Genomic DNA, 22,753 nt, shown 5'->3' on the forward strand with positions numbered 1-22,753 from the left:
CCTGCCTCAACCCGGGGGGGCGGCCGAAACCGCACTCGCTGCACGGCTCGCGCGCTCGGGCGGCACAGCGACCCGGTCGCGCCCTGGACGCAGGCGCAGGGCATTCCCCACGACCAGCAGCGAGCTCATGGACATCCCCAATGCCGCCAGCCAGGGAGTGAGGAGGCCGGAAGCGGCGAACGGCAAGGCCACTACGTTGTAGCCGATCGCCCAGGCGATATTCTGGCGCACGACCCGGGTGGTTCGGCGGGCCTGGTCCAGCGCCTCCGGGAGCCGATCCAGGCGATCCGATGTCAGCACGAGATCGGCCTGGGTCTGCGCCAGTCGGGTGCCGCCCCCCATGGCCAGCGAGACATCGGCCCCCGCGAGCACCGGTGCGTCGTTGATCCCCTCCCCAGCCATCAGCACCGTCCGGCCCCGGGCCTGGAGTTCGCGCACGTGGCGCAGTTTGTCCTCCGGCGTCAGGCCGCCATGGACACGCTCGATCCCCAGGTGTTCGGCGAAGCGCTGCCCCGCCTCCGGCCGGTCCCCGGTCAGCAGGACCACCTCGAGCCCGCGGGCGCGCAGTGTCGCAACAGTCTCCGCCGCCTCGGGCCGCGGTGTGTCAGCGAGCCAGAAGGTAGCGACCGGCTGGCCGTCCACCACCAGCCAGACCGGGGATGCGAACGGGCGGTCCACAGGGGCCTGTGCATCAGGGGGTTCCGCGCCAGGCAGCATCGCACGCCCCCCAATCGCCGCCTCGTGCCCGTCAATGCGCCCGGACAAACCGCTTCCCGGCTCGTTGTGTACGTCCTGCGCCTCCACACCAGGGGCAGGAACGGCTTCGCGGAAAGCCCGAGACAGCGGGTGCTCGGAATGGGCCTCCAGTGCCGCTGCCCAGGCACGCCAGTCCTGACCCGCGGGTGGCGCGGCATGATCCTGCTGGGCGACCAGGCGCGGGCGGCCCTCGGTCAGGGTTCCGGTCTTGTCGAGGCAGACGGTATCAACGCGGGCGAGGGCCTCCAGGGTGCGCCCGCGTGTGACCAGGAGTCCGAGACGCGAGAGCGTACCCGTGGTCGCCGTCAGGGCAACCGGCGTTGCGAGCGCCAGCGCACAGGGGCAGGTGGCGACCAGCATGGCGACCATCACCCACAAGGCTCGGCTCGGGTCGATCCACGCATACCAGACCAGACCCGCCAAGGCAGTCAGGATCAGGACGGCTGCGACAAACCACCCGGTACCAGTCTCTGCGAGGCGGGCGATGCGGGGTTTCTCGCTCTGGGCACGATCGAGCAGGCGCTGGATCGCGGCCAGAGTGGTTTCGGCACCGACGCGACGGACCTGCACCACCAGCGGGCCATCGACGTTGACGGTACCGCCTACGACTTCGTCGCCGATGGCGACCGGATCGGGATCCGGTTCGCCGGTAAGCAGGGCGCGATTGATGGTGGAGCGCCCCTGGACGACCACTCCATCAGCGGGGACCGATTCTCCGGGACGGACCCGCACACGGTCGCCGGGGACGAGCTCGCCAAGGGCGACGGGCGCCTCGTGGCCGTCGCCATCCAGACGATGCGCCAGGGCCGGCACAAGTCGGTCCAGGCGATCGATCTCCTGACTCGCGTGCTGACGCGCGATCAATTCGAGGTAGCGGCTGGTGAGCAGGAAGAAGACAAACATGACCACGGACTCGAAATACACATGCTCGCCCGTTCCGAGAAAGACCGCGTAGAGACTCGCCACGTAGGTCACGATAATCGCCAGGCTGACCGGGACATCCATGCCGAGGCGCCTCTGGCGGAGGTCACGCCAGGCACTCTGGTAGAAGGGAATCGCCGAATAGAAGACCACCGGAGTGGTCAGGCCGGCCGCCACCCAGCGCATGAACTGCATCAGGTCGGCGTGCTGGGGATCGTCCTCGCCCAGCCAGATGGCGACCGCCAGCATCATCACCTGCATCATGCCGAGCGCCGCAACCCCGATCCGGCGCAGCGCCAGGCCACGTTCGCGGGCAATGGCTTGTTCGCGGGTGCCCGGGTCGTACGGGTGGGCGTGATAGCCGATATCGCGAATCGCCTTCAGGATCGCGGACAGGGCAATACGTTCCGGGTCCCAGACCAGGCGGGCGCGGTGGGTCGAGTAGTTGATGTTGAATTCGAGCACACCCGGGAGCGACTGCACGTGTCGCTCGTTCAGCCAGACACAGGCGGCACAGGTGATCCCCTCGAGAATCAGTGCGGCTTCGCGCCGGGCCTCGCCATGCCCCATGGCCGGGTCGTTACGGGTGACGAAAGAGCGCTGGACGGCCTCGGTGTCGAATAATTCAAGTTCGCGCAGTTCGTCGGGCACCAGTGGCTGGCCCGCCTGACCCGGTGGCGCTGGACGGTGGTGATAGTAGGCACCGAGCCCACGCTCGATGATGGCTCCGGCCACGGCCTGGCAGCCGGGGCAACAGGTGGGCCGTTCGCGCCCTTCGAACTCGACCGGATAGTGAGCGCCCTCCGGTACCGGAAGGCCGCAATGAAAGCAGTCAGCCACCGCCCCGGCAGTTCCAGCGGGCGATTCCGGCACGGGACGAGATCCCCTCACCGGCGGTTACGCAAACCTAGCTCGACTCGCCACGAACGCGCGTACGCGCCTGCTGCTCCACAAGCTGTCCGTCGTGCTCGACGTGGAACCGCAGGTCCCAGCGCCCCGGAGCGGGCAGCGTGAGCTCAACCTGATAAAGCCCCTCGCCTACGGACTGCATTCGGAAGGCCTGGTCTTGTCGTTCGTCGGCGACCCACATGAACAGGCCGTTGATATCGGCATCGGAGATCGGGCGCCCCTCGGCGTCGTGGACCTCTACCTGGAACGTGGCGGTCTCGCCCTGAACCGGGCTTTCCACCCAGCCCTGGCGCACCTGCCAGCCCAGTTCGCGCTGCTCCTGGAGACGCGACATGCGGTGGACTGCCAGGGCCTCGTCACGCTCCTGGATGCCGCCGACGGTTCCGGGGAAGGCCGAGGTCACGCGCTCAGCGGGTGTCTCGGGCTCGGGCAGCAGGGTACCGATATAGCGCTCCGGCATGCCGTTATGGGCCAGCGTGATCAGCACGGCCTGAACTGAGGCAATGATCGTGAAGAAGCCAACGATCACCAGGGGCGCCCAGTGGAAGCGGAAGCTGCCCTTCTCGCCGTTCGCGGCCTCCGCCTCCTTCTGCGTGAGGATGATCCCGAGCCCGTACGGGACGATGATGTACAGGGCCAGATGGATCGCGAACACGTCGGCGCCCTGCCACGTCAGAATCGAGGCCGGGATAAAGACGAACAACATGATCGCCACCACGACCGCAGCGGTGTGGTAGGCGCGAAGGCGCGTGAACTTGTAGATCAGCGCGAACAACAATGCCAGTGCGGCACTGCCAAGCCCCAGGGAAATGACAAGGTTACTCATGATGTCTTCATCGTCTCGTTCCGGCGCAGCAGGGTATCACTCGGCTGGCGGTGCGCCAGTTTCGTCAGCCGTATTGTCGGTTTTCGGGGCTTCAGCGATGGCTGAAGCGGGCATCGGCCTCGACCGGGTCAATCCGGCCCTCGCGGTCACTGATCACGAAGTAGAAACGGATGGGTGAATCCGCCCCGTCCTCGACTTCGTGGCGCACGCGCGCCAGCACCGTCAGCCGCTGCCCGGGCTCAAGCTGGATATCGCGAACCTGCCCCAGGTCGAGCTCCGCGCCTTCGAGCCCCTCAAGGTCGAGGGTGAAGTCCAGTTCCTCCTGGGAGACATTATTCAGGCGCAGTTCGTAGCTGTTCTGTACGCGCCCATCGGACATCTGCACGAACAACGGCTGCCGCACCTGGTTAACGTTCACGTCCACCGGGGGGCGCTCAATAATGCTGAACACGAGCGCCCCGAGGACCACCAGTATGGCCGCCCCGTAACCCAGGCTCTTGCCCTTCAGCCAGCGGGTCTTCTCGCCCTGCAGCTCGCGTTCCGAGGAGTAACGGATCAGACCGCGCGGCCAGCCCTGCTTGTCCATGATCGTGTCGCAGGCATCAATGCACAGCGCGCAATGGATACACGACACCTGCAAGCCGTCGCGGATGTCGATCCCGGTGGGACAGACCTGAACGCAGTAGCCACAGTCGATGCAGTCACCGACCCCCGCCGCCTGACGCTCCTCGCGCGTCTTCAGTCCGGCCTGGACCTTCGCCCGCCCGGCCGTCCCCTCGCCCCGGTTCGGATCGTAGGAGACGATCAGGGTGTCGCGGTCGAACATCACGCTCTGGAAACGGGCATACGGGCAGATGAAGGTACAAACTTGCTCGCGCGCCAGCCCGGCGAAGGTGTACGTCGTAGCGGTCAGCAGCCCCGCGGTCACATAGGCGGCAAACCGCGCATCCCCGGTGACGAAATCGCGCACGAGCGTCGGGGCATCCCCCCAGTACAGCACGAACCCAAGCGCCGTGGCGAAGGCGACAAGCAGCCACGACAGGTGCGTCGCACCCAGCTTCAAGACCTTCTCGGCATTCCAGGGTTGCTTGGACAGGCGGATACGGGCCGGACGCTCGCCCTGGATCTTCCGCTCCAGATACATGAACACGTCGGTCCACAGCGTCTGGAAGCAGAAATAACCGCAGAAGACGCGGCCCAGCACGCCGGTCACAAAGAACAGCAGCAAGGCCGCCAGGACAAGGATTCCCGCGAGCCAGAAGATATCCTGCGCGTAGACGACCAGATCAAACAGGAAGAACTGCCGGTTCGGGATGTCGAACAGCACGGCCTGGCTCGGCCCGAACTCGCGATCCCAGCGCAGCCACGGGAGTCCGAAGAACACCCCGTAGGCCAGGAAGAGGATCCCGGTCTTGAGGTTACGGAAGCGCCCCTTGACCGATCGCGGATGGATCGGGATGCGGGCCTCGTACATTGGCTGGGCTTGCGCCATGAATCCTCCCGGGCATGAACCCGGCGTGCGCACACCACTATGTGCGTGGGAATGTCTTCCCAACGGAAGCAGGGCCCGGTGCGGCGGTCAAGAAACCCGCGCGCGAGCCCTGTAGTGCGGCCCGGGACTCTTTACGTGGAGAGAGCCCCGGGATCCAAATCCTTACTGACCACCACCCAGCGAATGCACGTACGCCGTCAGCATCTTGATTTCGTCATCCGAAAGCCGATCGGCGAAGCCGGGCATCTCGCGCTGAATGCCATCGCGGATAAAATTGGACACCAGGCGCAGGCGCTCGGAATCGCTTTCCGCACCCGGGACGTCAATCAGACCCCACAGGTTGTTGGTCAGATTGGGCGCCCCCTGCGAGGCCAGTCCCTGCCCTTCCTCGCCGTGGCACTGGAAGCAGCCCCCTTCCATACCGGTGAAGATACGTTCACCGGCATCCGCCATGTCGGCGTCGACATCGTAGTCGTTCAGCGCCAGGACATACGCCGCCACTTCGTTGAGCTGGTCGCTGCTGAGGGTGTTGCGATAGCCCGGCATGTAGCCCAGGCGACCCTCGCGGATCGTCTGCTCGATCTGATCCACGGTGCCGCCCCACTTCCAGTGGTCGTTACGCAGGTTCGGGTACTGACCGATCACGCCGGCGCCACCCACCTGGTGACACGCCGCGCACCAGGTCCCGAACGAGCCCTGGGCATACGCGTTCACGAAGCTCATCGAATCGGCATCGGCCAGGATCGTCTCGTAGTCCTGGGCGGCGACCTGTTCCAGCATCTCGCGCTGACGCACCGCGTATTCGCCGGTCTGCATGTCGCGGGCCAGCAGGGCACGGGTATTCCAGTGCGTGGTGCGTTCCTCACCATCCACCTCGTAGGTAATGGTGGCAAAGCCCTTGGTAAAGGTGTCACCGATGGGCCAGGCCGGATAGATCAGCCAGTAGACCAGCGCGAACACAACCGTGGCGTAGAAGCCCCACAGCCACCAGCGCGGGAGCGGGTTGTTGTATTCCTGAAGGTTCTCGTCCCAGACGTGCCCAGTGGTCTCGACCTGATTCTTGTCGCCCTGGTTTTTATCGCGATTGTCCTGTGTGCTCATTGCTTTTCGCTCTCGGTTTTGTCGCGCCGGGCCGTGGGCTCCAGGTGCGAATCATCTTCTTCCAGAGGAATGTAGCGATACGTCTCGAATTTCCTGGCCCGGCTCGGCTTGGCGAACAGGTAAATCACGATTCCGATGAACGTGCTCATGAACAGCACCAGCGCGAACATCTTGCTGTTGCCGAGATCCGTGATCCATTCCCAGGCTGCTGCCATTTCTCCCAACCTTGGCCGGGCCGAATTCCCTAGCGGAATTCGGCGAAGTGGCCGTCGTCGTATTCGCTAAAGTCCACCATAGTGCCGAGCACCTGCAGGTAGGCCACCATGGCGTCCATCTCGGAGATGAACGAGGAATCGCCGTCGAAGTTCTCGGCCTGCGCCTGCTCGATCAGCATTTCCTCGGCGTTGTTGATGTCGAACATCCGCGCGTGCTCTTCGCCGAACTTCTCGACGTTGGCCTCGTACTCCTCTTCGGTAATGGAGTACGGCACGCCCACTCGCTTCAGGGCACGCATGCGCGCCGCGACATCGGAGTAGTCCAGCGGTGTGGTCGCCAGCCACGGATAGCCGGGCATGATCGACTCGGGCACCAGGGACTGCGGGTCGATCAGGTGCTGGACCTGCCACTCGTTGGAGTACTTGCCCCCCACACGCGCCAGATCCGGTCCGGTTCGCTTGGAGCCCCACTGGAAGGGATGGTCATACATCGACTCCGCCGCCAGCGAGTAGTGGCCGTAGCGCAGCATCTCGTCGCGGAACGGACGCACCATCTGCGAATGGCAGGTGTAGCAGCCCTCGCGGACGAAGATGTCTCGCCCGCGCTGTTCCAACGGGGTGTAGGGGCGCACGCCGTCCACTTCTTCGATCGTGTCGTCGATGTAGAACAGCGGGACGATTTCGACCAGGCCGCCCACACTGATCACCGCGAGCGTCAGGATGATCAGCAGGCCGGCATTGGTTTCAACGCTTTCGTGCTTCATGGATCTAGTCTCTCCCTATCAGGCCGTGCGGGCTTCGGCCGCGCGGGCTTCTTCACGCTCGCGAGCTTCGGACTTGATGCCCATGCGGACGGTCATGGCGATGTTCCAGGCCATGATCAGCATGCCGGCGAGGAAGAACCCGCCACCAATGGCACGCACCACATACGGACGGTGCAGGAACACCACCGACTCGGTGAAGGTGTAGGCAAGGTTCCCGTACTGGTCGAAGGCGCGCAGCATCAGGCCCTGACCGATACCGGCCACCCACATCGCGGTGATGTACAGCACGATCCCGATGGTCGCCAGGAAGAAGTGCACGTATACGAGCTTGAGGCTGTACAGGTTGACCCCCCACAGACGCGGGATCAGATGGTACAGCGAACCGAAGGTGATCATCGCCACCCAGCCCAGTGCACCGGAGTGCACGTGGCCGACGGTCCAGTCGGTGTAGTGCGACAGCGCGTTCACGCTCTTCAGCGACATCATCGGACCTTCGAAGGTCGACATGCCGTAGAACGACAGCGCGGTGATCAGGAACAGCATGATCGGGTCGGTGCGCAGCTTATCCCAGGCCCCCGACAGGGTCATGATCCCGTTGATCATGCCACCCCAGGAGGGCAGCAGCAGCAGGATGGAGAAGGTCGCCGCCAGGGTGGAGACCCAGTCCGGCAGGGCGGTCCAGTGCAGGTGATGCGCGCCCACCCACATGTACAGGAACACCAGCGCCCAGAAGTGGATGATCGACAGCTTGTACGAATAGATCGGTCGACCGGCCTGCTTGGGCACGAAGTAGTACATCATCCCGAGGAAGGCCGCGGTCAGGAAGAAGCCCACCGCGTTATGGCCGTACCACCACTGACGCATCGCGTCCTGCACGCCGGAGAACAGCGGGTAGGAGTGCGAGTGGAAGATGCCGACCGGCACCTCGAGGTTGTTGAAGATGTGCAGCAAGGCTGTCGCCAGGATGAACGACATGAAGAACCAGTTCGCCACATAGATGTGCGGCTGGTTGCGACGCAGCAGGGTCTGCAGGTAGATCCAGAAGTAGGCCACCCACACGACCAGGATGATGATGTCGATCTGCCAGTTGAACTCGGCGTACTCGCGGCCCTGGGTGATCCCCATCATGTAGGTAATCACGCCAAGGATCAGCGCCAGGTTCCACCCGTAGAAGGTGAAGCTCGACAGCGAATCACTGTACAGCCGTGTCTGACAGGTCCGCTGGACGACATAGTACGACGTCGCAAACAGCGCATTACCCCCGAAACCGAAGATGACCGCGGTGGTATGCACCGGACGGAAACGGCCGAAGGTGATCTGGGCGATATCGAAGTTCAGGAACGGGAACGCGAGCTGCGAGGCAATCCAGACCCCCGCGGCCATGCCGAAAACGCCCCAGAGGACGGCGGCAATCGCGAACCGCTTGACGATCGCGTAGTTGTACTGCTCGGTTGAAGCGACTGACGATGCGGGTACGGAACCCGCCGTAGTGGCTGCTTGCGACATGACTTTTTCCACCTTGCTGCGGGGAACACGGATGTCCCGATGGTTTCGGGGGGCGTGAACTTTACCCCATTCCAGACGCACAAAAAACCAAGACCGCCTGTAACACTCGGAAATAGTCCCAAGTCAGGCGGAACTTTCAGCGCCAGAGAGAATACATCTTTATGGGCGCGTTCTGCGAGGGGTCAGGCCACCCCAATTTGATCTGGATCAAGAGACCGGCCGAACGGGGATCACGCGGCCTTGCGGTCGCGAAGGCGGCGGGGCGTCCGGCACCCAGGCATGGCCGTACACGATCTCCCAGGTCGCCGGCAGGCGATCCTCGACCGCGAACGCCCGCGCATAGGCGCTGGCCACGGCCTGCAACCGGCGCGGGCCCAGCAGTCCACGCGCCCGCCCGGCCAGCGCATTGCGCACCCCTACCCCGCGCAGATCCCGCAGCAGGGTCTCGAAGTCGCCATAGGTAAGCGTCAGGGTCTCCTGATCCATCACGGGGTCCGCGAAGCCCGCACGCACCAGGGCATCGCCGATGTCATGCATATCGACAAACGCATTCACGTGTTGCGCGCCCCCGCCGTCGACCTCGGCAAAGGCCGCGCGCAGCTCGCGCAGGGTATCCGGGCCGAAGGTGGAAAAGGTCCACAGCGCCCCTGGCGCCAGCACGCGCCGCACCTCGGCAAAGGTCTGGTCGAGGCTGGAACACCACTGCAGCGCCGCGCTGGAGACCGCCAGATCGTAGTGCGCCTCCGGCAGAGGCAGGGCCTCGATATCCGCACAGGCGACCACAGGCCGTCGCCACCAGCGGCCGCGGCGCTGCGCCGCCGCGACCATGCCCGGAGCAAAATCGACACCGGTCAGCTCGGCCTTGCGGTAGCGCCGCGCCAGGAGGTCCAGCGCCTCCCCGGTCCCGCAGCCGAGATCCAGCACGCGGGCCGGCTGCAGCTTGACCAGATCGAGGCGCTCGAGCAGCCGCCCCTGGACCTCGCGCTGCAGTACCGCATGCGCCTCGTAGCCCGCGGCCGCCCGCCCGAAGGCCTCGCGTACGCGCGCCTTGTCCAGTGCGTATTCATCCACCTCCGTCATGGGTCGCCGACCACTCCAGTGCCGCTACAAACTCATTGATAAAGGCCGCCACGGGCGCCGGGTCCTGCCACCAGTGCGCATGCCCCCCGGGCAGCACAGCCAGCCGGGCATCCGGGCGCAGCCTGCGCAGGTCTTGCGCCACGGCGGGGGGCACCAGCGCATCGCCCTCGGCGAGACAGGCGCCGACCGGCCCCGGACTGGACTGCCAGCAGGCGCGCTGGTCGCGCCCCATCAGACAGGCCAGCCCGGCCGCGAGCCCCTGGTCGGTCGCCGGGGTACCCTCCAGCTCGCTCACCAGATCGGCGGCCAGCGAGGCCGCCTCCGGCGTCCCCCTGGCGCACAGCATGGCCAGGCGCCGGTGCAGCCGCCGCCGGGGTCCGTCGAGAGCCAATTGAAAGTCCGCAAGCTCCGCGGCCGGCAGCGCATGCGTCCAGCCCGGGGCCGCTGCAAAACGCGGCGTGGAATTAAGCAGCATGAGCCCCCGGGTGTCCGGCATCGTTCGCGCCAGTTCCAGCGCGATCAGTCCACCCAGCGACCAGCCCACCCAGACCGGACGTGAAAGCGTAGGCGGCAGCTGGGCACGGATGGCCTCGCAGGTGGCCACAGGATCGCCCAGGGCGTCGCCGGCGGCGAGTTCCCCGTGCCCGGGCAGGGCCGGCGCGTGGATCTCGACCTCGGGCAGCGCGGCGCGCAACGGTGCCCAGATCGAGGGCGAGAACCCCCAGCCGTGCAGCAGCACCAGGGTCGGGCGCGTCATCGCGGGCCAACCCGCCGCCATCCTGAACGCAGCGCCCCGGCTTGCGTATCATGGGCGCCGGTTCGCCCCACACCCCACCCAACCGAATCTTCAGGTCGAGTTTGCATGGACATCGTACTGGGCATTGTCATCGCGTATCTGCTGGGATCGCTTTCCACGGCCATCGTCGTGAGCAAGTTGCTGCGGCTGCCGGACCCGCGCCAGACGGGCTCGGGCAACCCCGGTGCGACCAACGTACTGCGCTACGGCGGCAAGAAGGCGGCCATCATCACGTTGATCGGGGATGTCGGCAAGGGCTGGCTGCCGGTGTTCGTCGCCGCCCAGCTCGGCATCTTTCCGACCTGGGCGCTCGGCCTGATCGGCCTGGCCGCCTTCCTCGGACACGTGTTCCCCGTGTACTACGGCTTTCGCGGCGGCAAGGGCGTGGCCACCGCGCTGGGCGTGCTGCTGGCACTCAACCCGCTGGTCGGCGGGCTCACGCTGCTGACCTGGCTCGTGGTCGCCGCGATCTGGCGCTACTCCTCCCTGTCGGCCCTGGTGGCTGCAGCCCTGGCGCCCGTCTATTTCGTATTCCTCGAGCCGGATTTCTGGGTCGCACTGATCGTGGCGGCCATGGCGGTGGTACTTTTCATCCGCCACGACAGCAACATCCGTCGCCTGATGCGCGGCGAGGAAGGCAAGATCGGCTACAAGAAGGACGAGGCGGAAGAACCGCCGCGAGACTAGCCATTTGCCTCAGGCGGAGAGTTCCGCCAGCGGCCAGCGGGCACGCGCCGTGATCGCCGGGGCCTGATCGTCGGGGGTCCAGCCCGCCTGCAGACGGCGCAGCCCGGCGAGCGCGATCATCGCGCCGTTGTCCGTGCAGAACTCGATCCGCGGGAAATACACCGGCACCCCCTGCTGCGCGGACATCGCCTGCAGCCCGGCGCGCAGCCGGGTATTCGCGGCCACCCCGCCGGCGACCACCAGCGCCGGGGCCTGGCTCTGCTCCAATGCCCGGCGGGTCTTCTCCACCAGGGTCTCGCTGACCGCCTCCTCGAACGCGCGCGCGACATCCTGCGGGCGGTATTCCTGCTTGTTCAGCGCGGTCAGCACGGCCGTCTTCAGGCCGGAAAAGCTCATGTCCAGCCCCGGCCGGTCGAGCATCGGGCGCGGCAGGCGCAGGGCATCGCTCGCCCCCTGCTCGGCCAGGCGCGACAGGGCAGGGCCGCCGGGATAACCCAGCCCCAGCAGCTTGGCGGTCTTGTCGAAGGCCTCGCCGGCGGCGTCGTCGATGCTCTCGCCCAGCAGTTCGTAGTCGCCCAGAGACCGGGCATGGATCAGCTGCGTGTGCCCACCCGAGACCAGCAGCACCAGGAACGGGAAATCGAGTCCGGCGTCTTCCAGGAACGGGGCGAGCAGATGGCCTTCGAGGTGGTGCACCGGCATCACCGGCACGCCCCAGCCCCAGGCGAGCGAGCGTGCGACCGAGGCCCCCGTCAGCAGGGCCCCGAGCAGTCCCGGCCCGCCGGTATAGGCGATTGCATCCAGCTCCGGACCCTTCACGCCCGCCTCGTCCAGCACCGCCCGCAGCAGTGGCAGCAGGCGCCGGATGTGATCGCGCGAAGCGAGCTCCGGGACCACGCCGCCGTAGACCGCGTGCAGGTCAGTCTGGCTGTACAGCCGGTGGGCGAGCAGACCGCGCTGATCATCGATCAGCGCCACGCCCGTCTCGTCGCAGGAGGTCTCGATACCCAGGACTTTCATAAGCGCAGCATGCCTCGGGGCACGGGTACGGGGAAGGATTCCGGGCGAACCGGACGGAATTGCGAGCCCTTCACAGGCGGCCGCGCCGATCGGGAATCGCGGAGAAGTCGAGCGCGGCACTACCGCGCCCGAGGGTCATCACCTGAAAGCGCTCGCCCATCTCTCCAGGCAGGGTCAGCATGCGCACGGCCTGGGCGGCCTGCATGGTCTTGCGGGCATCCTCGCCACTGCCGACGCGCGCCTCGAAGCGCTGCGCCAGGCCCGCACCCAGCAGGAACTCGCCCTGCGCGGCATAACCGAGCACATCGAGCCCCGCCGCATCCGCGGCCTCGGCCACCGCGGTGAAATCGACGCTGGCCGTCAGGTCCATCAGCCCGGGCTGCGCCAGGGGGTCCAGCATCATCTGCTGACGGTAATAGCCGACCAGCGTGCCCTGGTGGCGCTCCGCGGCGTAATACGCGGCCCGCGGAAACCCGTAGTCGACCAGCAGCGCCACACCCTGTTCCAGGCAGGCGGCCACGCTCGCAACCCAGGCCGCCTGCGCCGGACGCCACTCGGAGGTGTACCCGTCGGGCCAGGGGCCATGCGCCGCCTGCAGCTCGCGCACGACGTCCGCCAGTGGCGCGGGGGCCGGCTGTTCCGCCAGGACCAGCCGGCCGTCGCCATCCACTGCGACTCCCATCTGCCAGGGCTGGCCCTCGCGCCAGCGAAAGAGTTCCACCGGCAGCGCGTCGAGCACCTCGTTCGCCAACACCACACCCCGGATCGGCTCCTCGGGCAGGGCATCGAGCCATTCCACCCGGGCGTACTCCTCCGGCTCCAGGCATTCGGCCAGGTACTCCTGCTGCATGGCCCGCAGGTCCGGGCTGACCTCGATGATCTTGTAGCCCTGCCAGCCCACGCCCAGCTCGCGCAGTGCCACGAGCACATCGCCGGCCAGCCGGCCGCTGCCCGCACCAAACTCCAGCAGCTGACCCGCCCCTGCGAGCTCGTCGCGCAGCAGCGGGGCCAGCCAGCTGGCCAGGGTCTCGCCGAACAGCGAGGACAGCTCCGGCGCAGTCACGAAATCACCGCCCGCGCCCAGCTTGCGCACCCCGTTCACGTAATAGCCAAGCCCCGGCGCATACAGCGCCTGGTGCATGTAGTCGACAAACGGGAGGAACCCGCCCTGCTCGGCGATACTCTGTTGCAGGGAGTCGTGCATCTGCCGCGCGATGGCGGCAACCGGGTCATTCGACGTGGTTGTGCTAGGTTTCGGCGGCAGCATGGCCGCGAATAGTAGCAAGGGTGGGGAGTAGCGTGACGGAACACACACAGGGAGAGCCATCGGAAGCCGGCGTGGTACTGGTCACCGGATCCGCGCGCCGTGTCGGCGCAACCATCGTACGCTGGCTGCACAACGAGGGTCTGCGCGTACTAATCCACTATCGCGGATCACGCGAAGACGCTGCCGCCCTGGCCGACTCGCTGAATGCCCGTCGCGAGGACAGCGCGCGCATCCTGCAGGCGGATCTGCTGAACCTGAGCGATATCCAGCGCCTCGCACGCGAGGCCGAAGAGGCCTGGGGCCGCCTGGATTACCTGGTCAACAACGCCTCGACCTTCTATGCGACCCCGGTCGGCGAGATCGATATGCAGGCATGGGATGATCTGGTCGGGTCCAACCTGAAGGCCCCCACGTTTCTGACCCAGGCCTGCGCCCCGGCGCTCGCGCGCACCCGGGGGGCGGTGGTCAACATCGTGGACATCCATGCCCTGCGCCCGCTGAAGGGTTACCCCGTGTATTCCGCGGCGAAGGCGGGACTCTGGGCCCTGACCCAGGCCTATGCCCGCGAACTGGGCCCGGACGTGCGCGTCAACGGCGTCGCACCCGGTGCGATCCTCTCGCCCGAGGACCCGAACAATGCCGGCACGCACGAAGCGATGGTCGAGCGCACCGCCCTCAAGCGCGAGGGCCACCCCGACGACATCGCCCGTGCGGTACGCTTTCTGCTGCTGGATGCGCCCTACATCACCGGGCAGGTGATCCCGGTGGATGGCGGACGCTCCGCCTCGCAGTAACGATCCGCGCGACGCGCTACACTGAATACATCCCGAATCAAGAGAAGAGAACGGCCCATGATCGACCCCAAGCGCTTTGACGATCTCGCGCGCCGGATCACCGAGAGCCTGCCGGAGTCCGTGCGCCACATGCAGGAGGATGTCCAGCGTCAGGTCCGCTCGTCGCTGCAGCACGGCTTCGAGCGCATGGATCTGGTCACCCGCGAGGACTTCGACGTCCAGGTCGCGCTGCTGGAGCGCACCCGCGAACGCCTGGCCGAGCTGGAAGCCCGTGTGGAGGCACTCGAGGCCGAGCGCAAGACCGAGGAGTAACACTCCCCACAGAACCGCCGGGCACGGAGGCCCGGACCCGCGAATCTACGGAGGGCAAGGATGCCCATTGCCATCACCCATGCCCGCGCGGGCGCCGGCATCCAGGCACCGCTGGTCACCATCGAGACGCACCTGGCCAACGGCCTGCCGTCATTCCAGATTGTCGGCCTGCCGGAGGCGGCCGTGCGTGAGAGCCGCGACCGCGTCCGCGCGGCCATCCAGACCAGCGGCTTCGACTTTCCCCGCCGCCGCATCACGGTCAACCTGGCCCCGGCCGACCTGCCGAAGGATGGCGGGCGTTTCGACCTCGGCATCGCGCTGGGCATCCTGGCCGCCAGCCAGCAGATCCCGGGCAGCGCCCTCGAGGGGCGCGAGTTCCTGGGCGAACTGGGACTGGACGGGACCCTGCGACCGGTCGGCGGCACGCTGGCCGCCGCACTCGCGGCCGCCGTTGACGCGCGCGAGCTGATCGTGAACCCCGAGGACGGGGCCGAGGCGGGTCTGGCCAGCGCCGCGCGGGTGCGCACCGCAGACCACCTGATCACGGTCTGCGCCGGGCTGCAGGGCCAGGGCGAGCTGGACGAGGGCCGCCCCGTCGAAGCGGAACCGGATCGTTACCCCGACTTGGCCGACGTGCGCGGACAGCACCAGGCACGTCGCGCGCTCGAGATCGCGGCCGCCGGCGGCCACCACCTGCTGATGGTCGGCCCGCCCGGCAGCGGCAAGTCGATGCTGGCCGCGCGCATACCGGGCATCCTGCCACCGATGTCCGAGGCGGAGGCGCTGGAGACCGCCGCGATCCACAGCCTGCGCGACACCGGCCACCTGCAGCGCGACTGGCGCGCCCGGCCGTTCCGCTCGCCCCACCACACGGCGTCGGGGGTCGCGCTGGTCGGCGGCGGCTCCACGCCGCGCCCGGGCGAGATCTCGCTGGCCCATCACGGCGTGCTGTTTCTGGACGAGCTGACCGAGTTCCAGCGCAGCGTGCTGGATGTCCTGCGCGAACCGCTCGAGACCGGGACCATCCATATCGCCAGGGCCGCCCGGCAGGCCGAGTTTCCCGCGCGGTTCCAGCTGGTGGCCGCGATGAACCCCTGCCCGCAGGGCTTCGACTGCGACCTCGGGGCGCGCTGCCAGTGCTCGCCGGAACAGATGGCGCGCCACCGGCGGCGCTTGTCCGCGCCGCTACTGGACCGTATCGACCTGGCGATCGAGGTCCCGCGCATCCCGCCGCCCGAACTGGCCGCACACGGTGCACCCGGCGAAGACTCCAGGACCGTCGCGCAACGCGTCGCCCTGGCGCAGGAACGCCAGCGGCAACGCCAGGGCTCCCTCAATCGCGAACTGGCGGGCCAGGCGCTGGACCAGCACGCCACCCTCGAACCGGACGATCGCGCACTACTGGACCGGGCGGCCGAGCGCTTTCTTCTGTCGGCGCGCGCCTACCACCGCATCCTGCGGCTCGCACGAACGATCGCCGACCTCGAATCCAGCGACCCGATCACGACCGCGCACCTGACCGAGGCGCTAAGCTATCGCGCGCTGGATCACTGGCGTACCCAGTAAACCAGGCAAAGAAAAGGCCCGCACGGCAATTGCCGGTGCGGGCCTTGAGATCACATCAAACTCGATCAGTCGTCGAAGGTCGCGACGTACACCGCCAGGTCGGCAATGTCCTGGTCCGACAGGCGGGCCGCATTCGGCGCCATCAGGGCCGTGCGGTCACCCACGGTCTCGCCGGCACGATAGCGCGCGAGCTTGTCGGCGGTGTACTCGGCGGTCTGGCCGGCAATCTTCGGGAACGCGGGGGAACCCTGACCCTGGGCACCATGGCAAGCGATGCAGGTGCTGTACAGGGACTCGCCACGGCTCACATCGCCGTCGTCAAGCGGGATAGCCGCCAGCAGGTCATCGTCATCCTCAGCCGCGACTTCGTCGTTGCCGTTTTCCTCGCCATTGGCGTCTTCCGCCTCCCAGCCATGGTCAATGCCCGCTTCATCCAGCATGTAGGCGACCACCAGCTTGACGTCCTCGTCACTCAGGCTGGCATCGCCACCGCGCGGGGGCATCGCGCCCATGCCGCCGATGGCATTGTCGAACACCTCGTCCAGGCTGCGCTCGTCGAGACGGGCGGCCCAGGCGTCGGAATCGTCCTTGAGCGGGGCGTCGGAGGCTCCGGTATCGTGGCAAGCCGCACAGACGTTGCTATAGATATCGCCCGGGCTCAGGTCAGCGGCCTCCTCCTCGACGTCCACCGGACCGTAGGCCACGCGACCAATCGGCTGGATGCGCTCGGCGATGCGTTCGAGCTCGGCCTCGCCGGGCTCGCCCAGCTGGAGCCCTCCCATGAAGTTCGCCAACTGGATCAACAGGTAGATCACAGTGGCGAGCAGCGCCACGGACGAGATGAACATCAACACCTTGTTACCGGTGTCCATCTTGATCGGTTGATTCGCCACTTGCTCTCCCTCCGAAAAGTGCGGGCCGCGCGCGGCCGTAATGGTTCCTAGCCCAAGTCTTCCCACGCGCCAGGCGCGCAAATCGGGCGCCGAGTATAGGGCATCGTCCCGCTCGAGACCACAAACCCAGCAGGGCGGTCAAAAAATGCGCTGGACGGACCCATTCGGCGCCCCGTATCATTAGCCGTCTTGCGCCCGTAGCTCAGCTGGATAGAGCGCTGCCCTCCGGAGGCAGAGGTCAGAGGTTCGAATCCTCTCGGGCGCGCCATTACGCAGAAAGGGGCCCTCGTGGCCCCTTTCTGCGTAATGGGGTGTCTGAGGGCCCGATTCGAACCTCCGTTCGAGCCGAGGCCCGCGCAGCGGGCCGACGCGCGGCGCCGCCGCAGGCGGTGCCGGTCCGCAGGGCCAAGCGACCAAAGGTCGCGCAGCCATCCTCTCGGGCGCGACGTTTGAACACCCCCGAATCCAACCCCGCGAACCTCCGTTCGAATCGAGGCCCGCAAAGCGGGCCGACATCGCGGTACCGCCAACCGGCGGTGCCGGTCCGAAGGACCGAGCCGCCACAGGCGGCGAAGCCAGTCCGGCCCCTCGGCGATAGCCTCGGAGCGTTCGCCGGCGCGAAGCCATGCTTCGCGAAACCCCGGCTCACCCTCTCGGGCGCACTATTCGGTCCGCCCCCCAACATGCCTTGGCCCGACCAGCGCGGCGAACCGACATCCTGACCGGCAAAGGCCGCCACTCCCTTGATCCAGATCAAATCGAGGCCTCGGCAGCAGCGCTAGCGTGAAGGTGACCACTGCAACCGGGAGTGCGTGATGCTGACGGAAATCATGTTTCAATCGCCCATCGGGATCCTGACGATCCTGACCCTGGTGGGCATCGTGGCGTTCTTCGTGTACGTCGGGTACTTCATCCTGCATGGCATGCACGAGGACGACAAGGCGAAATAACCCGCCGCGGGGAAACCAGGGACCATAAAAAACGGGCCAGCATGCTGGCCCGTTTTCAGTTGGATATTCCCTGACCAGACCCTCGGCGGTCACCCGGCAACTGCGCCCGGTAACCGCCGAAGGCCGGCTGACTTCAGGAGCCGGAGCCCCCGGGGGTATCCCCCAGTTCCCAGCGGCGCGCGTCGGTCGGGTCCGTGACCGGCGCGACCGTGGTCCGGCCGCGAGCGGGCTCGGCCAGGGAGTTGGTGCAGGTCTGGGCACCGTGGTACAGGCGCACGACGTGCTTGGCCTCGGCGAAGAACAGCCAGCGCTCCATGCCGATGCCGACCAGGCTCGAGACCGCCGCCAGCCAGGCGATGCCGGCCGGGGCGCCCGACAGGATCGACGCGAACACCAGGACCGGGGCCACAAAGCCGAGCAGGAAGACGCCCATCTTCACGTTGTCGATGGTGTCCTTGCGCGGGTCGTAGCCGAACTCGTCGGTCAGGAAGGTGCCGGCGGTGTGGCCAGTATCCAGCAGACGCACGGTCGCCCGGTTGAAGGTCGTCGCGGTATTGATCGTCGGGCCGTTCACGCGCGAGATCCAGAAATAGTAGATCCCCTTGAGCACGGCGGCGGCGACCAGCGCGACCATCGCGACACCCGCGTGCAGCGTCGTGGCATTGCCGAACACGGTGGCAATAGCCGCGAACAGCGTGGCGCCAGTGGCGATGCCCAGCATGATGTAGTTGGCCGGGGTCAGCGCGGTGTTCCACTGGCGGATGGTCTTCAGACAGCCGTAGATCATGCCGGTGGAGAACAGGGTGATCACGGCCAGCACGGCGGCGATCACGCCGGCCAGCGCCGGCAGCGGCCCAATGGCCGCGCCCTGCAGCAGGACGCCCAGGCCGTAGATCCCGGCGAAGGGATAGAACAGCACTGCGAACACGGCCTCGCGCGACAGCCAGGAGGTCTTGAAGCGCATGAACGACCGCCAGGCGTTTTTCTTGTTCGCCAGGTGGCCGGTCGAGAAGACCAGGCCCAGGGTGATCAGGCCCAGTGACGCCACGCCGTGCGCCAGCAGCTCGCCGTGGCTCATGGCCGGGCCGATGCCCGCGAGGTGGAAAGCCGCCAGCAGGATGAACAGGCCGTAGCCCGCACCGGAGATGACGGTAAACAGGATGACGGAAAATGCCGGATGCATATGAATTCTCCCGATCGGGCCGCGCCTAGCGCGCGACCATCTTGTTGACCCAGTCCTTCACCGAGCTGACCACGCGGTTGGCCCGCACGTCGTCGATGGGGATGGGACGGGTGATACGCGGGGGCAGATAGGTGTTGACCGGCTTGTAGCCCAGCTCCGGCATCTGCTTCACGCCGCCGCGCTCGCGCACCAGGCGGCTGACCTCGGAGTTGTCGTCGTCGAAGTCACCGAAGAACCGGGCATGGGCCGGGCAGGTGATCACGCAGGCCGGCTGGCGCTCTTCCGGCGGCAGGGCCTCGTCGTAGATGCGGTCCACGCACAGCGTGCACTTCTTCATCACGCCGTCTTCGCGGTCCAGCTCGCGGGCACCGTAGGGGCAGGCCCAGGCACAGTAGTTACACCCCATGCACTTGTCCTGGTCGACCAGCACGATGCCGTCTTCCGGACGCTTGTAGGAGGCGCCGGTCGGGCAGACATTCACGCAGTCGGCATGCTGGCAGTGCATGCAGGACATCGGGATGTTCACGGTCTTGTTGTTGGGGTAGTCCCCGACCTCGTAGTGGCGCACACGGTTGAACCAGACGCCGCTCGGGTCCTCGCCGTACGGGCGATAGTCGGTCAGCGCACCGGTGGTGCCACTGGTGTTCCACTGCTTGCAGGCCACCGCACAGGCGTGGCAGCCCACGCAGGTGTCCATGTCGATTACGAGTCCAAGTCGCATACAACTACTCCTCAAATTTCCTCGGGCCGCCGGCCGGGGCCGGCGGCATGGCCCGGATCCGTGATGCCTAGCGGTCTTCGTCCAGCGAACCGCGGGTCAGCACGTCACGGATGGAACGATTCAGGTGCACCGGCTTGTGCGCGGCGTAGCGCAGCTGGTCCGGGGCCTCGGACATGCCGGGGGCCGGCTTGACCGTGTCGAAGTCGGGCCAGGTGCTGGTCTCTTCCGGATCGGCCGGGGTGATCTTGACCTTCAGGTCGTACCACGCGGCCTGGCCGGTCACCGGGTCGGAGTTGGTGATGTTGTCCACCGGATCGCCCTTCTTCGGCAGCAGCTCGCTGATCAGGTGGTTCATCAGGAAGCCCTTGTTGGACTCGTTCGCCTCCGGCTTCAGGCCCCAGGCGCCCTTCTGCTTGCCGATCGCGTTCCAGGTCCAGACGGTGCTCGGCTCGCAGCCCTCGATCAGCTTGACCTGCACGCGGACACGGCCGTTGTGCGATTCCATCCACACCCAGGACAGGTCCTCGATGCCCATGGATTCGGCCTTGCCGCGGTTCATGTACAGGTAGTTCTGGGCGCAGATCTGGCGCAGCCAGGCGTTCTGCGAATCCCAGGAGTGGTACATGAACATCGGGCGCTGGTTGACCGCGTAGAACGGGTACTCGTCCTCGTCGATACGGGTCTGCTCCAGCGGCTTGTGCCAGATCGGCAGCGGATCGAAGAACTGGGTCAGGCGATCCTTGTGCTCCTGCTTGGTCGGCTGCGGGCCGTCATACAGGCCCTGGCCGGCCAGCTTGAAGCGCTGCTGGGTCTCGGAGTAGAGCTCGATCGTGATCGGATCGGTCTTGCCCACCCAGCCGGCGTGTTTGGCCAGCTCCAGGTACTCCTTGTTCGCGAAGCGGTAGAACTGCTGGTTCGGCGCCAGGTGATGCACGAAGAACCCCTGGTTCTCGATGTACGCCTCCCACTGCTTCGGGTTCGGCTCGCCACGCAGGTGGGTCTTGCCATCCTTGCCGCGGTAGCCGGACAGGAAGCCGATGCCCGGCTCCTTCTCGAAGTTGACGATGAAGTCCTTGTAGTCCTCGAACTTGCGGCTGCCATCGTCGTTGGTGAACGCCGGGAACTTCAGACGGCCGGCCAGCTCGACCATCACCTCCTGCCACGGACGCACGTTGCGGTCGACCTCGAGGATCGGGTGGCGGATGGAGTCCGCTGCCGCGGCCGGCTCGGAGATCGGGCGGTCCAGCATGGAGATGGTGTCGTAGCGCTCCAGATAAGTCGTATCCGGGAGCACCAGATCGGCAAAGTTGACCGTCTCCGAGTGGAAGGCGTCCGCGACCACCAGGAACGGGATCTTGTACTCGCCGCTGTCGTCCTTGGCGCGCAGCATGTCCATCACCTCGGCGGTATTCATCGAGGAGTTCCAGGACATGTTCGCCATGAAGAAGATCAGCGTGTCGATCGGGTAGGGGTCGCCGTTGACCGCGTTGGTCACCACCATGTGCATCAGGCCATGGTTGGAGATCGGGGCATCCCAGGAGAAGGCCTTGTCGATGCGCAGCGGGTTGCCGTCGTCATCGATGACCAGGTCCTCCGGCGCGGTCGGGAAACCGAGCGGCGGGCTCTTCAGCGGGGTGTTCGGCGCGCATTCCTTGGCCGGCTTGATGCCCGGCGGGACGTGCTTGGGGTACGGCGGCTTGGCCAGGTGACCACCAGGGCAGTCCACCGAGCCCAGCATGATCTGCAGCAGATGGATCGCGCGGCAGGTCTGGAAGCCGTTGGAGTGCGCGGAGATGCCGCGCATCGCATGCATGGACACCGGACGGCCGAACACCTTGTCGTGCTTGCGGCCCCAGGAGTCGGTCCACTCGATGTCGAGCTCGATCGTCTCCTTGAACGCGACGTGGGCCATCTCCAGTGCCAGGCGCTCGGTCTGGTCGGCCGGCACGCCGGTGATCTTGGCGGTGTTTTCCGGGGCATATTCCTCGGACAGGTAACGCTCGGCCAGCAGCGTCATCACGGTCTTGACCGGGCGGCCGTCGGGCGCGGTGTACTCGCCGAACAGCGCCGGCTTGATATCGACCTGGGTGCCGTCGACGAACGCTTCCTGCTCCAGTTCCCAGACCAGCGGGTTGCCGGCCTCGTCACGCAGGATCAGGCCATCACCCTTCTGCCCCGGGGTCTGCACGACCAGCTGGGTGGCGTTGGTGTAGCGCACCAGGAAATCCCAGTCGAACTGATCGTTCTTCAGCAGCACGTGCAGCATCGACAGCGCGAACAGGCCGTCGGTACCGGGCTTGATGCCCACCCACTCGTCGGCGATCGCCTGGTAGCCGGTGCGCACCGGGTTGATGGCGACAAACTTGCCGCCGCGGCGCTTGAGCTTCTCCAGCCCGATCTTGATCGGGTTGGAGGCATGGTCTTCCGCCACGCCCCAGAGCATGTGGTACTTGGTGCGGTCCCAGTCGGGGTCGCCGAACTCCCAGAACGCGAAACCGGTGGTGTACAGACCGCCGGTGGCCATGTTGACCGAGCAGAAGCCGCCGTGGGCCGCCCAATTGTAGGTACCGAACTGGGTCGCCCAGAGACCGGTCAGGGCCTGCATCTGGTCACGGCCGGTAAAGAACGCCAGCTTGCGCGGATCGGTCTCGCGGATCTTCTGCAGACGCGTGGACAGCATGTCCAGGGCCTCGTCCCAGGAGATCGGCTCGAACTCGCCGGCGCCACGCTCGGTGCCCGGCTTGCGGCGCATCGGCTGGTGCAGGCGCGCCGGGGACTGCTGCTTCATGATGCCGGCGTTGCCCTTGGCACACAGCACACCCTTGTTGATCGGGTGGTGCCGGTTGCCCTGGATATAGCGGACCTTGTTGTTCTGGACCGTAACCTTGATGCCGCAGCGGCAGGCACACATGTAGCAGGTGGTGTACTTGATCTCCTGCTCGCTGTGGTTCTCGAACTCGGGTAAGGCACTCATTCAGGCGACCCCATAGATTA

The 22,753-nt window shown here is 66.5% G+C and carries 20 protein-coding genes and 1 tRNA gene; 6 read left to right on the plus strand and 15 right to left on the minus strand.

Annotated elements, in window-relative coordinates; all coding sequences use genetic code 11:
* Positions 1-6: 6 nt before the first annotated feature.
* The 9 genes from G372_RS0108240 to G372_RS0108280 form a co-directional block, all read right to left on the minus strand.
* Positions 7-2,568, minus strand: coding sequence for a heavy metal translocating P-type ATPase (locus G372_RS0108240; RefSeq protein ID WP_026340327.1), 2,562 nt, complete (start codon positions 2,566-2,568; stop codon positions 7-9).
* Between the two features lie 16 nt (positions 2,569-2,584).
* Positions 2,585-3,412: a FixH family protein gene (locus G372_RS0108245; RefSeq protein ID WP_018863152.1), complete on the minus strand. Its 828-nt coding sequence runs from the start codon at positions 3,410-3,412 to the stop codon at positions 2,585-2,587.
* Positions 3,413-3,503: 91 nt separating this feature from the next.
* Positions 3,504-4,904 carry a cytochrome c oxidase accessory protein CcoG gene (gene ccoG / locus G372_RS0108250; RefSeq protein ID WP_026278868.1) on the minus strand — a complete coding sequence of 467 codons (1,401 nt, stop codon included), beginning with the start codon at positions 4,902-4,904 and terminating at the stop codon, positions 3,504-3,506.
* A 162-nt stretch (positions 4,905-5,066) separates the two neighbouring features.
* A complete protein-coding gene (gene ccoP, locus G372_RS0108255; RefSeq protein ID WP_018863154.1) occupies positions 5,067-6,005 on the minus strand; it encodes a cytochrome-c oxidase, cbb3-type subunit III in 939 nt (312 codons plus the stop codon).
* Entirely contained in the window at positions 6,002-6,220 is a 219-nt protein-coding gene (locus G372_RS0108260; protein ID WP_012981575.1) for a cbb3-type cytochrome oxidase subunit 3, read from the minus strand. The genes ccoP and G372_RS0108260 overlap by 4 nt, the downstream gene beginning before the upstream one ends.
* 29 nt (positions 6,221-6,249) lie before the next feature.
* Positions 6,250-6,984, minus strand: a complete 735-nt coding sequence (gene ccoO, locus G372_RS0108265) for a cytochrome-c oxidase, cbb3-type subunit II (protein ID WP_018863155.1) — start codon at positions 6,982-6,984, stop codon at positions 6,250-6,252.
* Positions 6,985-7,002: 18 nt separating this feature from the next.
* Positions 7,003-8,490 (minus strand): cytochrome-c oxidase, cbb3-type subunit I, encoded by a 1,488-nt coding sequence (ccoN, locus tag G372_RS0108270; RefSeq protein ID WP_018863156.1) that lies wholly within the window; start codon positions 8,488-8,490, stop codon positions 7,003-7,005.
* A 207-nt stretch (positions 8,491-8,697) separates the two neighbouring features.
* Positions 8,698-9,570 carry a malonyl-ACP O-methyltransferase BioC gene (gene bioC, locus G372_RS0108275; RefSeq protein ID WP_019623766.1) on the minus strand — a complete coding sequence of 291 codons (873 nt, stop codon included), beginning with the start codon at positions 9,568-9,570 and terminating at the stop codon, positions 8,698-8,700.
* Positions 9,554-10,327, minus strand: a complete 774-nt coding sequence (locus G372_RS0108280; RefSeq protein WP_019623767.1) for an alpha/beta fold hydrolase — start codon at positions 10,325-10,327, stop codon at positions 9,554-9,556. Before G372_RS0108280 ends, bioC begins: the two co-directional genes overlap by 17 nt.
* 105 nt (positions 10,328-10,432) lie before the next feature.
* Between G372_RS0108280 and plsY the strand changes: the two genes are divergently transcribed.
* On the plus strand, positions 10,433-11,053 hold the full coding sequence (gene plsY, locus G372_RS0108285) for a glycerol-3-phosphate 1-O-acyltransferase PlsY (RefSeq protein ID WP_019623768.1): 621 nt from the start codon (positions 10,433-10,435) through the stop codon (positions 11,051-11,053).
* 9 nt (positions 11,054-11,062) lie between these two features.
* Here the strand turns inward: plsY and tsaD are convergent, their stop codons facing one another.
* Together tsaD and G372_RS0108295 are read right to left on the minus strand one after the other, a co-directional pair.
* Entirely contained in the window at positions 11,063-12,073 is a 1,011-nt protein-coding gene (gene tsaD, locus G372_RS0108290; protein ID WP_019623769.1) for a tRNA (adenosine(37)-N6)-threonylcarbamoyltransferase complex transferase subunit TsaD, read from the minus strand.
* A gap of 70 nt (positions 12,074-12,143) precedes the next feature.
* A complete protein-coding gene (locus tag G372_RS0108295; RefSeq protein ID WP_019623770.1) occupies positions 12,144-13,277 on the minus strand; it encodes a class I SAM-dependent methyltransferase in 1,134 nt (377 codons plus the stop codon).
* A gap of 134 nt (positions 13,278-13,411) precedes the next feature.
* On the opposite strand from G372_RS0108295, the gene G372_RS0108300 reads away from it, so the two are divergent.
* From G372_RS0108300 to G372_RS0108310, 3 genes are read left to right on the plus strand one after another with little or no spacing between them, the layout of a single operon-like run.
* A complete protein-coding gene (locus G372_RS0108300; protein ID WP_019623771.1) occupies positions 13,412-14,134 on the plus strand; it encodes a pteridine reductase in 723 nt (240 codons plus the stop codon).
* 57 nt (positions 14,135-14,191) lie between these two features.
* Positions 14,192-14,446, plus strand: a complete 255-nt coding sequence (gene ubiK, locus G372_RS0108305; RefSeq protein ID WP_018860919.1) for a ubiquinone biosynthesis accessory factor UbiK — start codon at positions 14,192-14,194, stop codon at positions 14,444-14,446.
* Between the two features lie 60 nt (positions 14,447-14,506).
* Entirely contained in the window at positions 14,507-16,012 is a 1,506-nt protein-coding gene (locus G372_RS0108310) for a YifB family Mg chelatase-like AAA ATPase (RefSeq protein ID WP_019623772.1), read from the plus strand.
* A 65-nt stretch (positions 16,013-16,077) separates the two neighbouring features.
* Here the strand turns inward: G372_RS0108310 and G372_RS0108315 are convergent, their stop codons facing one another.
* A complete protein-coding gene (locus G372_RS0108315) occupies positions 16,078-16,905 on the minus strand; it encodes a c-type cytochrome (RefSeq protein ID WP_018863164.1) in 828 nt (275 codons plus the stop codon).
* Positions 16,906-17,096: 191 nt separating this feature from the next.
* Here G372_RS0108315 and G372_RS0108320 point away from each other — a divergent pair.
* Positions 17,097-17,173, plus strand: a tRNA-Arg gene (locus G372_RS0108320).
* A 547-nt stretch (positions 17,174-17,720) separates the two neighbouring features.
* The gene (locus tag G372_RS14515) at positions 17,721-17,855 is read left to right on the plus strand and encodes a hypothetical protein (protein ID WP_012981562.1); all 135 of its coding nucleotides are present in this window, start codon (positions 17,721-17,723) and stop codon (positions 17,853-17,855) included.
* Between the two features lie 133 nt (positions 17,856-17,988).
* Here G372_RS14515 and G372_RS0108330 read toward each other — a convergent pair whose 3' ends face one another.
* The 3 genes from G372_RS0108330 to G372_RS0108340 form a co-directional block, all read right to left on the minus strand.
* Positions 17,989-19,038, minus strand: a complete 1,050-nt coding sequence (locus G372_RS0108330; RefSeq protein WP_019623773.1) for a dimethyl sulfoxide reductase anchor subunit family protein — start codon at positions 19,036-19,038, stop codon at positions 17,989-17,991.
* A 25-nt stretch (positions 19,039-19,063) separates the two neighbouring features.
* A complete protein-coding gene (locus G372_RS0108335; protein ID WP_018863166.1) occupies positions 19,064-19,759 on the minus strand; it encodes a 4Fe-4S dicluster domain-containing protein in 696 nt (231 codons plus the stop codon).
* Between the two features lie 67 nt (positions 19,760-19,826).
* Positions 19,827-22,733 (minus strand): molybdopterin oxidoreductase family protein, encoded by a 2,907-nt coding sequence (locus G372_RS0108340; protein WP_019623774.1) that lies wholly within the window; start codon positions 22,731-22,733, stop codon positions 19,827-19,829.
* Positions 22,734-22,753 lie beyond the last annotated feature (20 nt).

This window comes from Thioalkalivibrio thiocyanoxidans ARh2 (assembly GCF_000385215.1).
Lineage (GTDB): Bacteria > Pseudomonadota > Gammaproteobacteria > Ectothiorhodospirales > Ectothiorhodospiraceae > Thioalkalivibrio > Thioalkalivibrio thiocyanoxidans.